12 protein-coding genes are annotated in these 13,590 nt (G+C 55.8%); 8 read left to right on the forward strand and 4 right to left on the reverse strand.

Going from position 1 to position 13,590, the window contains the following annotated elements; genetic code table 11:
- The first annotated feature begins 323 nt into the window (after positions 1 to 323).
- The 4 genes from AC0QHF_RS19455 to AC0QHF_RS19470 all read left to right on the forward strand — a co-directional run bounded on the left by AC0QHF_RS19455 (position 324) and on the right by AC0QHF_RS19470 (position 4,545).
- Positions 324 to 1,286 carry a GDP-mannose 4,6-dehydratase gene (locus AC0QHF_RS19455; protein ID WP_324705897.1) on the forward strand — a complete coding sequence of 321 codons (963 nt, stop codon included), beginning with the start codon at positions 324 to 326 and terminating at the stop codon, positions 1,284 to 1,286.
- Positions 1,287 to 1,335: 49 nt separating this feature from the next.
- The gene (locus AC0QHF_RS19460) at positions 1,336 to 1,857 is read left to right on the forward strand and encodes a sulfotransferase (RefSeq protein ID WP_324705898.1); all 522 of its coding nucleotides are present in this window, start codon (positions 1,336 to 1,338) and stop codon (positions 1,855 to 1,857) included.
- Between the two features lie 107 nt (positions 1,858 to 1,964).
- Positions 1,965 to 4,349 (forward strand): tetratricopeptide repeat-containing sulfotransferase family protein, encoded by a 2,385-nt coding sequence (locus tag AC0QHF_RS19465; RefSeq protein ID WP_324705899.1) that lies wholly within the window; start codon positions 1,965 to 1,967, stop codon positions 4,347 to 4,349.
- 73 nt (positions 4,350 to 4,422) lie between these two features.
- Positions 4,423 to 4,545, forward strand: a complete 123-nt coding sequence (locus AC0QHF_RS19470) for a hypothetical protein (protein WP_324705900.1) — start codon at positions 4,423 to 4,425, stop codon at positions 4,543 to 4,545.
- 87 nt (positions 4,546 to 4,632) lie between these two features.
- Here the strand turns inward: AC0QHF_RS19470 and AC0QHF_RS19475 are convergent, their stop codons facing one another.
- The 3 genes from AC0QHF_RS19475 to AC0QHF_RS19485 all read right to left on the reverse strand — a co-directional run bounded on the left by AC0QHF_RS19475 (position 4,633) and on the right by AC0QHF_RS19485 (position 8,178).
- A complete protein-coding gene (locus tag AC0QHF_RS19475) occupies positions 4,633 to 5,487 on the reverse strand; it encodes a DUF6473 family protein (protein ID WP_324705901.1) in 855 nt (284 codons plus the stop codon).
- Positions 5,488 to 5,579: 92 nt separating this feature from the next.
- Complete coding sequence (locus AC0QHF_RS19480; RefSeq protein ID WP_324705902.1) at positions 5,580 to 6,881, reverse strand: D-alanyl-D-alanine carboxypeptidase; 1,302 nt, start codon at positions 6,879 to 6,881, stop codon at positions 5,580 to 5,582.
- An 82-nt stretch (positions 6,882 to 6,963) separates the two neighbouring features.
- On the reverse strand, positions 6,964 to 8,178 hold the full coding sequence (locus tag AC0QHF_RS19485; protein WP_324705903.1) for an RNA-guided endonuclease InsQ/TnpB family protein: 1,215 nt from the start codon (positions 8,176 to 8,178) through the stop codon (positions 6,964 to 6,966).
- A 205-nt stretch (positions 8,179 to 8,383) separates the two neighbouring features.
- Between AC0QHF_RS19485 and plsX the strand changes: the two genes are divergently transcribed.
- From plsX to AC0QHF_RS19505, 4 genes are all read left to right on the forward strand, one after another.
- A complete protein-coding gene (gene plsX / locus AC0QHF_RS19490; protein WP_324705904.1) occupies positions 8,384 to 9,439 on the forward strand; it encodes a phosphate acyltransferase PlsX in 1,056 nt (351 codons plus the stop codon).
- Between the two features lie 104 nt (positions 9,440 to 9,543).
- Positions 9,544 to 10,536: a beta-ketoacyl-ACP synthase III gene (locus AC0QHF_RS19495; RefSeq protein ID WP_324705905.1), complete on the forward strand. Its 993-nt coding sequence runs from the start codon at positions 9,544 to 9,546 to the stop codon at positions 10,534 to 10,536.
- Positions 10,537 to 10,674: 138 nt separating this feature from the next.
- Positions 10,675 to 11,541: an ACP S-malonyltransferase gene (gene fabD / locus AC0QHF_RS19500; RefSeq protein ID WP_324705906.1), complete on the forward strand. Its 867-nt coding sequence runs from the start codon at positions 10,675 to 10,677 to the stop codon at positions 11,539 to 11,541.
- 140 nt (positions 11,542 to 11,681) lie between these two features.
- The gene (locus AC0QHF_RS19505) at positions 11,682 to 11,867 is read left to right on the forward strand and encodes a PIN domain-containing protein (protein ID WP_473113735.1); all 186 of its coding nucleotides are present in this window, start codon (positions 11,682 to 11,684) and stop codon (positions 11,865 to 11,867) included.
- 216 nt (positions 11,868 to 12,083) lie between these two features.
- Here AC0QHF_RS19505 and AC0QHF_RS19510 read toward each other — a convergent pair whose 3' ends face one another.
- Complete coding sequence (locus AC0QHF_RS19510; RefSeq protein ID WP_324705908.1) at positions 12,084 to 13,586, reverse strand: UDP-N-acetylmuramoyl-L-alanyl-D-glutamate--2,6-diaminopimelate ligase; 1,503 nt, start codon at positions 13,584 to 13,586, stop codon at positions 12,084 to 12,086.
- Positions 13,587 to 13,590: the final 4 nt, after the last annotated feature.

Consider the following 13,590-nt stretch of genomic DNA (forward strand, 5'->3'; position numbering starts at 1 on the left):
TACAGCACTTTGCGCGGTAATGAGACACAGATGGAAAAGATCCCCCCTAACCCCCCTTGGAAAGGGGGGAACCAGAAAGTCCCCGTTGAAGTTTCTAGCGTTGCCTCCTCTGGCTCCCCCCTTTCTCCCCCCTTTCTCCCCCCTTTCTCCCCCCTTTCTCCCCCCTTTCAAAGGGGGGCTGGGGGGGATGGGGGCTGGGGGGGATGGGGGCTGGGGGGGATCGAAGGGGGATAATGGGGGATCAAAATGTACCTCATAGCATCGAAAACTGCTGTAACTTTGGGGTGCGGGTTCGTTGAGTCTGATTGGAGGGAGCGATCGCCATGAAAACAGCGTTAATTTGCGGAATATCGGGACAGGATGGGGCTTACCTCGCCGAGTTGTTGCTGAACAAAGGGTACGCCGTCTGCGGCACGTCTCGGGATGCCCAAATGTCATCCTTTGGTAATTTGAAACGGCTGGGAATTTATGACCGCGTGAAATTGCAGTCCATGTCCCTAACGGACTTTCGCAGCGTCCTCCAAGTGCTCACCCAAGTCAAGCCGGATGAGGTGTACAATTTGGCGGGTCAAAGTTCGGTGGGGTTGTCCTTTGAACAACCCGTCGAAACCTTGGATAGTATCGCGCGGGGAACTCTCAATCTACTCGAAGCGATCCGGTTTACCGGCGCCAAAATTAAATTTTACAATGCCGGTTCGAGCGAATGTTTTGGCGACACCCACGGCGATCCGGCCGATGAAAATACCCCGTTTCGGCCTCGGAGTCCCTACGCCGTCGCCAAATCTGCCGCCTTTTGGGAGGTGGCAAATTATCGGGAAGCCTACGGTTTGTTCGCCTGTTCCGGTATTTTATTCAACCACGAATCCCCCCTGCGGCCGTCCCGATTCGTGACCCAAAAAATCGTCCGGGGGGCCTGCGCGATCGCGGCGGGAACTGAGGATAAATTGTATTTGGGCGATATTTCCGTCCGGCGAGATTGGGGGTGGGCGCCCGAGTATGTGGAGGCAATGTATTTGATGTTGCAGCAGGAGGAGGCGGAGGATTACGCGATCGCCACGGGGGAAACGTCTTCTTTGCAGGATTTCGTCAAAACGGCCTTCGAGTGCGTCGGTTTGAATTGGGAAGATTGCGTGGAAACCGACAAAAGTCTCTACCGCCCCACGGATATCGCCGTCGGACGGGCGAACCCCGCCAAAGCAAAACAAAAGTTGGGATGGGAGGCTAAATTTAAAATGCCGGATGTGGTGCGGATGATGGTGGAGGCGCAGCGGGACAGAATGGAGTAAAGTAGAAAGAATATCCGAAATTGATACATTGCATTCCGCAATTTTGCCGATGACTGCAAGTAACTGGGTTGAAATTCTGGAAGTCGTCCGGACTCCCGCCTCCGACTGCGAAGGGCTGGTGGAGTTTTGCATCGATCGCCCCCAGGGGGGAAGTCGAGTCAACGCCGCCGAAGTGGAAATGGCGGGTTGGGTGTTGGGGAAAAACGCCCCGGCCATCGCGGTGGAAGTGATTCGGGGCGATCGCATTTTGCGGACAATTTCCGTCAGCGACCCCCGGCCCGATGTCGCTGCCGTCTACCCCGATCGCCCGACGGCGGGGGTTTGTGGCTTCAAGGGAACTGTCAATTTGGGGGAAGTGTCCGGCGAGGAAGAATTGACCCTGCAGGCCGTTTTGCGGGATGACACCGCCCTGATTTTCGGGCGGCTTCGGTTGTCTGATGCCGATTCTCCCGAATTGTCCGAAGCCGATCTCCCCGACAAATTGCGGCGGGCCGAGGCCGATCTGGAGCGATCGCGGACATTTTTGGAACGGGTCAAAGCCAATTTGGAACGTGGGGCGACGACGATATAATTTCAATGGGATTGACAGCTCGGGGGGCGATCGCCTAAATTGTCAGAAACACCCGAGCTAAGAGCGAAAATTCTCTGTAAATTTTAGGATAAAAAACGAAATTACGAATGCCGGCTTCCGATAATTTCGACCTCTCCACCACCCACGAACGCGCCCGACAGTTTTTCAGCCAAAAACGATATCCGGAGGCGATCGCTATCTGTCGCGACATTCTGCAACGCGATCCCAATTTTGCCCCGGCCTATCAAACCTTGGGAGATACTCACCAAATTCTCGGAGAATTAGACACCGCCCAGCAGTATTACGAACGCGGCCTATCTTTGGATACAAATCAGCCCCAAGTTTACCTGTATTTGGGCAACTTATTTGTCAAACGCCAGCAGTGGGATCGGGCGGCGGATTGTTATTGGGAAGCCCTGCAACTCGACCCGGATTTGACTCCGGCTTACAATAACTTGGCGGGGATTTGGTCTTATCTCGATCGCCCCATTTCCATCGCCGAAAAACTGGGCAAAACCCTCGATTCTGTCCCCCTGGAGTTGTGTTTGCTCGTCGGGGATACCTTTTCTGAGAACGGTCAAACTGATGCCGCCATTTCTGTTTATGAAAGGGCGATCGCCACCGATCCGAAATGGGCTTCGACCCACTACAAGCTCGGCGAAATTTACAGTCAAAACAATCAATTAGAATCGGCGATTTCTGCCTATCAAAATGCGGTAAAATCTGAGCCAGATGTCTTTATCTATCACGTCGGTTTGGGAAAAGCTCTCGCCGCCCAAAATCGAAACGAAGAGGCGATCGCAGCCTATCAGAAGGCGATCGAATTGAACCCCGAGTTTTCCTGGGCTTACGACCACCTGGCGGGAATTTTAGCCCGCGTGGGGCGGGAGGAAGAGGCGATCGCAGCCTATCAAAAAGACATCGAATTGAACCCCAATTTCTATTGGTCAAACTTTCATTTGGGGGATTTACTGTTAAAACGAGAACGTCGGGAAGAGGCGATCGCGGCGTACCGGGAAGCGATCGCGATCGACCCCGGACGGCCGGAAGCCCACCAGCGGATCGCCGATATTTTAGCCAGAGAAAACGGCGGTGCGGAAGCTGCTTTATTGAGCGGAAACTACGAAGATGCCATCGCCATTTACCAACAGACTATTGCCGATCGCCCCGATTATTCTTGGGGATACTACGGCCTGGGTTTGGCATTGTTAAAACAGCGAAAGTGGCAGGAGGCGGCGGATGAATTCAACCGGGCGATCGCCCTCAATCCGGACTGTTTTTGGTCTTACAACCACTTGGGTTACTGCCTGTTCAAACAGGGTAAAATTGACGATGCGATCGCGGCTTATCGGCAGGCGATCGGCATCGACGGTGAGATTCCCGAAGCCCACATTCGCCTCGGAGATGCCCTGCTGCAAAATCACAATATTGACGGGGCAATTGCCGCCTATCTGGACGCGATCCGAGTCCAACCGGACGAACAGACGGCTTATTTGAAGTTGCGGCATATGCGAACTTACAGCTTTGTCCAACTCAAACCCGAACAAATCGAGGCGATCGCGGACGGTTACAAACGGGCAATTTCTGCGGAACCGGACTGTCCCGAACCCTACATCAATTACGGCGATTTACTCACCCAAATTAATCGCAAAGAAGAGGCGATTTCGATTTACCAAGAAGGGATGCTGCAAAAAACAAAATCTCTCCGCCCAGACTTTTTCCAAAATCACTGGGAATCGGCATCCGTAAAAAAGCCAAATTTTCTGATTTTGGGGACCCAAAAAGGCGGGACGACATCCCTTTACGAATATCTCTGCCACCATCCCCGAGTTATTCCCAACCTTCATAAAGAAGTCGATTTCTTTATCTGGCAATATTACCGGGGTTTGGATTGGTATATTTCCCACTTTCCGCCCCTTCCCGAGGGGGGCAATTTTATCACGGGGGAAGCCAGTCCCAGTTACATGGTGGACGGCAGGGTGTGCGATCGCCTGTACGAAGCGTTCCCCGATGTCCGCCTCATTTTTATCCTCCGAAATCCCGTCGATCGCGCGTTTTCCCAATACCAAGATCACGTCAATTGGATGGGGAGAGAACACCGCAGCCTCGAACAGGCGATCGCCGACGAAATTGCCATTATCGATACTTTAGACGATCTCACCCTGGCGGAACGCCAATTTTGGATGACTCAATACGGTTATTTGTTGCGGGGAATGTACGTCTATTTTCTCGAAAAATGGATGAGTCGCTTTCCCGCCGAACAGATGTTGATCCTCAAAAGCGAGGATTTGTACGCCCACCCCCAGGAGACGTTAAAACAAGTCTTCGAGTTTTTGGAACTTCCGGATCATCCCCTACCCGAATACCCTCGATATACGGCGGGTTCTTATTCTAAAATACCCGAAAGCATCCGCCAATCCCTTGCCGAATTTTTCCGCCCCCACAATCAGAAGTTGGAGGAATTTTTGGGGCGAAAATTTGATTGGGAATGAGCGGCGATCGCCCAGGCCAGAATCATCTCATATATATATCGTACAATCCTACACCATCCCCGCCGTTTTTCAAATGTCACCTGCCCCCAATTTCAACCCCGAAGTCCTGCGTCTCCACCAACAAACCACCACCCAGATGATGCAACAAAATTGGCAGGAGGCGATCGCCCTAAAGCCCGATGGGGATTTGCTGTAACAAGAGAGGTTGGCGATATAATCGCTCCCTGTCCCCCGTGTCTCCGGGGTCAAATTTTCCGAATGACCCGAATTGCTGTCGCCCCAACTACACATACTTTTTACAGGCTGATATCAGGCTTTTCGCCGCATCTCGCTGCATTTCCGGGGCACAGTAATAATTGTTGTAAAAAGAGGTTTTATCCCCCAAATCCGGGCGCTGATAAGCCAAATTGAGGGGGGTGGGATCGCCGGTGAATCGGTCGATGAGTAGCTGGGGCATTCCCCGGTCGGAAATACACTCGATATAATCGTCGCAAAAGGGTTTAATTTTGGCGATAGCATCCCGATTGATTAAGTGGGGAAACTTGCCAAACAAACAATAAATATTGTCGAAGGTTTCGTGATAATCCGGCCCCCGCTCGGAAAACCAAAACAGAATTTTTGGGACTCGAATTTCGGTCAATAATAATTGATAGTTTGTCACCCAATTGCGGCGGGTTTCCGCCACCACCATGCGGACAAAATCGCGATCGCGGGTTTCCAACAACTCCTGATAGGCCGGTTCCGAGCCCATCTGCCGGCCGTCGGACCGCCACTTCAAATACTCCAACCCCCCGGTTTCAAACAAGGAATTGCTCTCGCTGCGGCCGGACATCACCTGCACGATCGCGAACCGGCTCCGATTGATATAATCAATCAGGGCGGAATGTTTCAGAAAAAAAGCCGGACCCGCCCCGCCGTATCCCAAATTCAAAACGGGCAAATCCAACCCACTTTCCAGCAGCGTGGGATAGGGGCGATCGCAGAAACACCCGAACGTCTGGGCCGCCCCCAAACAGGTAAAATAGGCCCCGGAATCCGACGTTTTCGGGGACGGCCCGCGAAACGATAACCCCGTCCCCCCCAACCGAAACATCCGGTAATTCGTAATCTGGCGATCGCGTTCCTGATAATATCCCATTAACAATTAACAATTAACCATTGTTTTTTCATCTCAATTATGATCTCCTATGAGAGTGGGATAGACAATTGAAAATGATCAATTATCAATTGTCAATTATCAATGATCTCGATCCGCCGGGGATCTCCCAATGCCGGACGGCGGCCGTCGATGTGGGTTTGTAGGGCGACGGGCAAAATTTCCGGCGTTCCCCACTGATTCACCAGTTGTTGCAGCAGCCAATCTTGCTCGTCCCGCAGGCCGTCCAAGCCCGTGCCGCGGTTGATGATGGCGAACCAGACCACGCCGCGATCGCGAGTCGGCAACGCCCCCGCCAGGGCACTGACATCAAACAGACTCCCCGTTTTCACCGCCGAAGATTTGGGGATATTGCGAAATTCCAGGGTCCCGAGATCCCGCCCCGACACCGGGAACAGATCCGCCACCGTCAAATCCGTATCCCGCAGGTAGCGATCTAAAGCCGCAAACATCGCCGTTGCCGCCCGGGGGGAGATTTGATTTTCGTGGCCCAAACCGGAACCATTGATCAGGCGAATTTCTTCCACCGGGACCCCCGCCGCCGCCGCCGCTTTTTGGCGGACCACCACCGCCCCCCCCACGCTTTGGGCCAACATCTCCGACATGGGATTGTTGCTGTAGATATTCATCTGTTTGATAATCTCCGCCAGGGGGAGGGATTTGTGGCGGATTAAAGGTGGCAAATTTTGCGGGGGCGCGGTCGCCGTGACGGACCCGGCAATTTCCACCTGGGGTTTGGGCAACCCCGACGCCAGACGGGCGTATTGATCTTCGGCCTCGGCCGTCCACTGGCTCGAATCCAGGGCTTGGCGGAGGAAATTTCCCGCCACCTGGGGGTCCGATTCGTAGTTCATCGAGAAATTGCCCGCGATCGCCAAATTCCCCGCCACCTGCCGGATGCCCATTTGATTGAGGGCATTTCCCAGGGTAAACGCCTCCTCCCAGACAAAAAACGGGTTGTCGCCCCCGACAATCACCAGATCCCCCCGCAGCACCCCATTTTCCACCGGTCCGGTAGCCGCGACCAGGGTTTCAAACTGGTAGTCCGGCGTCCAGGTTTGCAAAGCCGCCAGAGACGTGGCGACCTTGGTAATCGAAGCCGCCGGCAGGGGCGTTTCCCCGACGTTGCCGGCCAGGGCAAACGGCCCCCCCTGAATCCAAACCCCCTGCACCTGGGACGACAACCCCCGGCGGGCCAAGCGATTCAGGTACTCCTCGACGATCGCCTCCGCCACCGGGTCAGGGCGATCGAGCCAGAGCACCTCCGAGAGTCCCCCTTCCCAAAACTGCCGGGTCGTCGCATTGAATCGATCCCGATCGACCCCGGCCATTTCCAACCATACGGACATCATCCCGGAACTAAACACATCTAACATGGCGCGACACTTTCCTCCAAGACACTTTCCTCCAATACGATACGCAGGGTTGGGACATGGGCAATGGTTGACACTCCCCGCCCTAAAGGGACGGGGATTCTTGGGTCCTCGGGGAGCGGCCACTTAACCCCTCGCCAAGCATCTTCACCGTGTGTCCCACGGCTGCAAGTCCTCGCTTCACGATCGCCTGGGCCGCGGCTACGTCGCGGTCGGTGCGGTAGCCACACTCGGGGCAATCGTGGACGCGGACCGAAAGCTCTTTTTTACCCGTGTGAATCCCACAGTTGGGGCAGGTCTGAGAAGTCCCGTCGGGTTTCACTTCGGCATAGAAAACCCCCCGCTTCCAACAAACCCACTTCAGGATGTGCAGAAATTCGCCGTGAGCCGCGTCGAGGGTGTGCTTGGAAAACATTCCCCGCGCCCACGCCTTGAAATTGAGGTTTTCGGCGAATATCATCCCCACCCCGTCGCAGAGGCGGTGAGCCAGTTTCCAGAAGAAATCCCGCCTGGTATTGCGGATGTGTTCGTGCAATCTGGCCACTTTAAGATGAGCTTTACGCCAGTTGTTCGACCCTTTCTTCTTTCGGGACGCTCTTTGTTGCAGCGATCGCAGCTGGCGTTGGAGTGTTCCGAAAAAACGGGGTCTTGGCACGATTTCACCCGCCGATGTGGCCAGATAATGACTCAGTCCGACATCGATTCCCAAGGCTTCCCCGTGGGGTATGATATCAGGACAATCGACATCACATTGAAGGGTGAGCAACACATACCACCCCGACGCTTTTTTCACCACCTGGGCTTGTTTGACGACAAACCCATCGGGAATCGGGCGGGACATCCGCATTTTCACCAATCCCACCCCGGGCAGTTTGACCCGGTTGCCCTGAATGGGATCTTTCCCGAGTTGGGGGAATAGTAGCGATCGCATCCTTCCGGGTTTTTTGAACCGGGGGAAACCGTGACCGCTTTCCCACATGGACACGAAGGCTTTTTCCATCCGTCGCAGAACTTGCTGCAACATTTGAGAGTGGGCCCGTTGCAGAAACGGGTTCTGTTGGCGGGCGCTCGTCAAGGCCTTGCACTGGCGGGCAAATGTCGGGCGGGGTGCATCCGCCGGGATGATATACTCCGAGTGCAGGGAACAGGTGTTGATCGGGCAACTCCGGGAGCGATACCAATCTTTCCGTTCGGCTAAAGCAAAGTTCCAGACCGGGCGAGAGGTTTCCAACCACTCGGAATAGGTCTGTTCCTGTTGCCGATTGAGTTGGAGCCGATACGAGTAGGTGAGATTGAACATCCGGAGAGCCGCTCTTAAAAAAGAATGCTGTTTTTTTAATTCTAGCAGATGTTGAAAAATCAAGTCGCCCTCAAAGGCTTGCCCTGAGCCGAGTCGAAGGCTTGCCCTGAGCCGAGTCGAAGGCTTGCCCTGAGCCGAGTCGAAGGGGCGAGGCTTTAGACCCAATTTTCCGGTAAAATTTTGAAGGTTTCTCTAACTTTGGTCAATGGGCTTAACTCGCGCACGAATTGCAATTGACGCTATGGGTGGGGATCATGCCCCCGCCGAAGTAGTTGCCGGAGCGCTGATGGCACGGGAAAAATTTGGGGTGGACGTCGTACTGGTGGGAGATCCCCAGGCGATCGAAGCCACCCTCAAGCATCACCACACCGGCTCGCCAACTCCGGAAATTGTCCCCGCCGAAGGGGCGATCGAAATGCACGAAGAGGCACTCGGGGCGCTCAAGCGCAAACCCAAGGCCTCTATCAATGTTGCCATGAATTTGGTGAAAGAAAAAAAAGCCGATGCCGTCGTGTCGGCCGGCCACTCCGGGGCGGCGATGGCCGCAGCTCTGCTGCGGGTGGGGCGAATTCGCGGGATCGATCGCCCCGCCATCGGCGCCGTCCTGCCGACGATGCTCCCCTCCTCCCCCGTCCTGATCTTGGACGTGGGGGCGAACGTGGATTGCCGTCCCAAATTTCTGGAGCAGTTCGCCGTCATGGGGACGATTTACAGCCGCTACGTCCTCGGCATCGAAAATCCCCAGGTCGGACTTCTCAACATCGGGGAAGAACCCACCAAAGGCAATGACCAGGCCGTGCGGACTCACCAGATGCTGCAAGAAAATTCCCTGATCTCCTTCGCCGGAAATGCCGAGGGGCGGGATGTGCTGACCGGAAAATTTGATGTGGTGGTCTGCGATGGCTTCGTCGGCAATGTACTGTTGAAATTTGCCGAAGGGGTGGGGGAGGTGGTCTTACAATTGCTGCGGGAAGAATTGTCTTCCGGCCTGCAGGCGAAACTGGGGGCGGCCCTGCTGATGCCCAGTCTGAAGCGGTTCAAGCAGCGGGTCGATCACGTCGAACACGGCGGCGCCTTGCTGTTGGGGGTGGCGGGAATTTGCATCATCAGCCACGGTTCCTCCAAAGCCCCGACCATCTGCAATGCCATCCGCATGGCCCGGGATGCGGTCAACAACGACGTGATCGATCGCATCGACCGCCAGTATCAGAAGCACCAAGAACGGGTGGCGAACAGCCCGGAGTCGGAAACCGTGAGTTGAGACGCTCCCGGTGTCGGGGCTGGCGCATCGGGCCGCACCCCAGGGATGTGGGAAGATAACTCTATCGCCCCCATTGAGATTCCAAAAAATTGATATCAAGTTACATGACAACCACAGGCATTGCGATTACAGGTAGCGGATCGGCAGTTCCGTCCCTTTCGCTGGACAACCACGGATTGTCCCAACTCGTCGAGACGTCGGATGACTGGATTACCTCCCGCACCGGCATCCGCCGCCGACACTTGGCGTCTCCGGAGGTGACACTCGGCCAGGTAGCCGCGGAGGCATCCCTCCAGGCGATCGCGATGGCCGGCCTCGACCCGGGCGACCTCGACCTGATTATCCTGGCCACCTCCACGGCCGACGACCTGTTTGGCAGTGCCAGCCAAATCCAAGCCCGCATCGGCGCCACCCGGGCGGTGGCCTTCGACCTGACGGCAGCCTGTTCCGGGTTCGTGTTCGGCCTGGTGACGGCCGGCCAGTTTATCCGCACCGGAGTCTATCAAAATGTCTTGTTAGTGGGGGCGGACATCCTCTCCCGCTGGGTGGACTGGTCCGATCGCCGCACCTGTATTTTATTCGGAGATGGGGCCGGGGCGGTGGTGCTGCAGGGGAGCGATCGCGATCGCCTGTTGGGATTTGAACTCAAAAGCGACGGCAGCCAAAATAGTTCCCTGAATCTGGCCTATCAACCCGAACCCAAGACCCTGACACCGGATGTCACCATCGGCCAGGGCAGGTTTCACCCCATCACCATGAACGGCCAGGACATCTACCGGTTCGCCGTCAAAAAAGTCCCGGAAGTCGTCGAAAAAGCCCTGTTTCGCGCCGATCGCACCGCCGACCAAGTTGACTGGCTCATCCTCCACCAAGCCAACCAGCGCATTCTGGACGCGGTGGCCGGACGGCTGAAAATCCCCCCGGAGAAAGTGATCAGCAACCTGGCCGAATACGGCAACACCTCCGCCGCCTCCGTCCCCCTCGCCCTGGATGAAGCGGTGCGATCCGGAAAGGTGCGATCGGGTGATACAATCGCCACCGCAGGATTTGGAGCCGGTTTGACTTGGGGCGCCGCCATCTTTGAATGGGGGCGGTAATTTGAGGCGGTATTAGGGAGTCGGGAATTGCGATCGCATCTCAACCCCAGACCGTGAAATCTATTTCTCCCTATTGCCTGTTGCCTCTTGACGATTGCCTTCTCTTCTTCCTGCATTGCAGCATTTTTTGAGACACAAATGACTAAAACAGCATGGGTATTTCCCGGCCAGGGCTCCCAAGCCGTCGGCATGGGCGCAGACTTGTTCGATTTACCCCCGGCCAAAGCCAAGTTAGACCGGGCCACCGAAATCCTCGGCTGGTCCGTCCCCCAGTTGTGCCAGAGTGACGAAGACAAACTCTCCCGCACCCTCTACACCCAACCCTGTCTCTATGTGGTGGAAAGCCTCCTGGTGGATGCCCTCAAATCCCAAGGCCAGTCCCCCGATATCGTCGCCGGCCACAGTTTGGGGGAATACGTCGCCCTCTACGCCGCCGAAGTGTTCGATTTTGAAGCCGGGTTGCGACTCGTCAAGCGCCGCGCTGAATTGATGGACGCTGCCGCCGGAGGACAGATGGCCGCCCTGATTGGCTTCAACGCCGAACAACTGCACGCGCAATTGCAAGAAACCGAAAATGTCGTCCTCGCCAACGACAACAGTTCCGCCCAGGTGGTGATCTCGGGGACGCCGGAGGCCGTCGATACCCTCATCGCCAACGTCAAGGCGAAGCGGGTGGTGAAACTGAATGTTTCCGGCGCCTTCCACTCCCCCCTGATGGCCCCGGCGGCGGCGGAATTCGAGCAAGTTTTGGAGTCCGTCGAGTTCGCGGCGGCGAAGGTTCCCGTGCTCTCCAATGTAGACCCCACCCCCGCCACAGATGCGGCGACGCTGAAACAGCGCCTCGTCAAACAGATGACGGGTTCGGTGCGCTGGCGGGAAATCTGCCTGCAACTGCCCGAAGAAGGCGTGGAAAAGGCGATCGAAGTCGGGCCGGGTAAGGTGCTCACTGGGTTGATGAAGCGGACCTGTTCCGGGGTGGCGCTGGAAAATTGCGATCCGCGATAGCGCACCTATCGCGTTTCTCAAGGTGAGAATATCATATCGGGCGCAAGCCTTGCGCCCCTACAGATTTGGGCGATCGCTCCTTCTCCTTTCCCCGCATTTCAAAAAGCACTCGGCTGGAAAAGCTTAAACCGTCGGTTATTATGTATCCTAATCTTCATCAAGTCGGACACTTGCAATTACTGCAAAAATTATATGGCACAGTTAAAACTCCAACCGCAGTGTTTCAAGAAGTAGAAGCTGGAAAGTTGCAAGGAATTAACGTCCCTGAAATTAATAATATTGAATGGATTGATATTTTGTCCGTCACTTCGGTTGCTGTGATATAGCAGTGCGCGCTCGTGTGTTTACAAATCGAGGAGACCAAAAAAATTTCAAAACCTCGATTCAGAGGGGCTTTGAGTTTTCAAGGGCTCCCGACTCCCTACTCCCGTTTCTAGAGCTGGTAACGACACGATCGCGCACTGCTATAAATTATCGGGGCGGGTTGGGAAAAAATATCCGAATTTGACCTCGATCTTCCCGTCCCCACCCCGACAGAAAATCTACACCCGACAGTATTTATCGCCCAGGGCTTTTCGCGCCTGTTCGCGATCGTCGAAGTGCACCTTTTCAGTCCCGAGAATTTGATAATCTTCGTGACCTTTCCCGGCGATCAACACCCCGTCACCCGGTTTTGCTTCTAAAATAGCAGTGCGGATCGCCTCGGCCCGATCGCCGATCACAATCGGTTTCACTTCCGGGGGAATTCCGGCGAGAATATCCGCCAAAATGCGATCGGCATCTTCCGTGCGGGGATTGTCCGACGTCACCACCGCCACGTCAGCCAGTTCGGCGGCAATTTTCCCCATTTTCGGGCGTTTGGTGCGATCGCGATCGCCCCCGCAGCCGAACACGCAGATCATCCGACCCGGAATGAACGGACGGGACGCCTTCAACAGATTCTCCAAACTATCCGGCGTGTGGGCATAATCCACGATAACGCTAATTTCCTGATCCGGGGCAATCTGCACCCGTTCCATCCGCCCCGGAACCCCCGGAAATGAAGGCAAACAAGTCGCCATCCCCGCCAAATCCAAGCCCAGGGCCAAACCCGCCCCCACAGCCGCCAGCAGGTTAGAGAGGTTATACTGACCCACCAGAGGCAAACTAAATTCCGCCTCTCCCGCCGGAGTGTGCAAAACCCCCTTCACCCCCGTCGGTCCGTAAACCAGATCGGACGCCCACAGATCAGCCGTCGAGTTATCGATACTGTAACTCCAAACGCGATCGCTCTCCAACCGTTCCATCAACCGCCGTCCGTAGGCATCATCCGCATTAATCACCGCCTTGCCTTGCAGGTAATCTTGATTAAACAGCAGGGCCTTCGCCTCGAAATAATCCTCCATCGTCGGATGATAGTCTAGGTGGTCCTGGGTCAAATTCGTGAACACCGCCACTTGGAACGGACAGCCCAAAACCCGCCCCTGGTGCAGGGCGTGGGAACTGACCTCCATCACCCCGAACTCGCACCCCGCCGCCACCGCATCCGCCAACTGCTGTTGGAGCTCCACGGCGAAGGGGGTGGTGTGCACGGCCACTTCCTGAAACCCCGGCCAGCGGGTGTAGAGGGTCCCCAACAAAGCCGTCGGTTTTTGGGCATTAGCCAGGAGAAATTCGATCAGGTGGGTGGTGGTGGTTTTGCCGTTGGTCCCCGTCACCCCCGCCAACTTGAGGGTGCCGGCGGGATGGTTGTAAAATGCCGTGGCAATTTCGGCACAAGTTCGGATCATGTCCGCGGCGGGAATCACCCAGGGAACCTCCCCACCCTCGCCTTGGGGTGGCGTTTTCTCGAAGGCGGACTCCGATATAATCGCCGCCACCGCACCGGATGCGATCGCACCGGGCCAGAAATCACCCCCGTCCACCCGGGTTCCCGGCATCCCCAAAAACAGGTCGCCCGGTTTGCAGGCGTGGGAATTGGTCGCCAAACCGGTGACTTCCACCTCCAGGGCGGGGTGGGACTCGGGGGGCAACAAATTGGGGTCGAGTAATTCTTTGAGTTTCAACGTC

Source organism: Lyngbya sp. CCY1209 (assembly GCF_055795065.1).

What these genes read in the sequence shown, in the direction of transcription:
- AC0QHF_RS19455 (WP_324705897.1), top strand. Translation starts at nt 324, where the DNA reads ATGAAAACAGCGTTAATTTGCGGAATATCGGGACAGGATGGGGCTTAC.
- AC0QHF_RS19460 (WP_324705898.1), top strand. Translation starts at nt 1,336, where the DNA reads ATGACTGCAAGTAACTGGGTTGAAATTCTGGAAGTCGTCCGGACTCCC.
- AC0QHF_RS19465 (WP_324705899.1), top strand. Translation starts at nt 1,965, where the DNA reads ATGCCGGCTTCCGATAATTTCGACCTCTCCACCACCCACGAACGCGCC.
- AC0QHF_RS19470 (WP_324705900.1), top strand. Translation starts at nt 4,423, where the DNA reads ATGTCACCTGCCCCCAATTTCAACCCCGAAGTCCTGCGTCTCCACCAA.
- AC0QHF_RS19475 (WP_324705901.1), bottom strand. Translation starts at nt 5,487, where the DNA reads ATGGGATATTATCAGGAACGCGATCGCCAGATTACGAATTACCGGATG.
- AC0QHF_RS19480 (WP_324705902.1), bottom strand. Translation starts at nt 6,881, where the DNA reads ATGTTAGATGTGTTTAGTTCCGGGATGATGTCCGTATGGTTGGAAATG.
- AC0QHF_RS19485 (WP_324705903.1), bottom strand. Translation starts at nt 8,178, where the DNA reads ATGTTCAATCTCACCTACTCGTATCGGCTCCAACTCAATCGGCAACAG.
- plsX (WP_324705904.1), top strand. Translation starts at nt 8,384, where the DNA reads ATGGGCTTAACTCGCGCACGAATTGCAATTGACGCTATGGGTGGGGAT.
- AC0QHF_RS19495 (WP_324705905.1), top strand. Translation starts at nt 9,544, where the DNA reads ATGACAACCACAGGCATTGCGATTACAGGTAGCGGATCGGCAGTTCCG.
- fabD (WP_324705906.1), top strand. Translation starts at nt 10,675, where the DNA reads ATGACTAAAACAGCATGGGTATTTCCCGGCCAGGGCTCCCAAGCCGTC.
- AC0QHF_RS19505 (WP_473113735.1), top strand. Translation starts at nt 11,682, where the DNA reads ATGTATCCTAATCTTCATCAAGTCGGACACTTGCAATTACTGCAAAAA.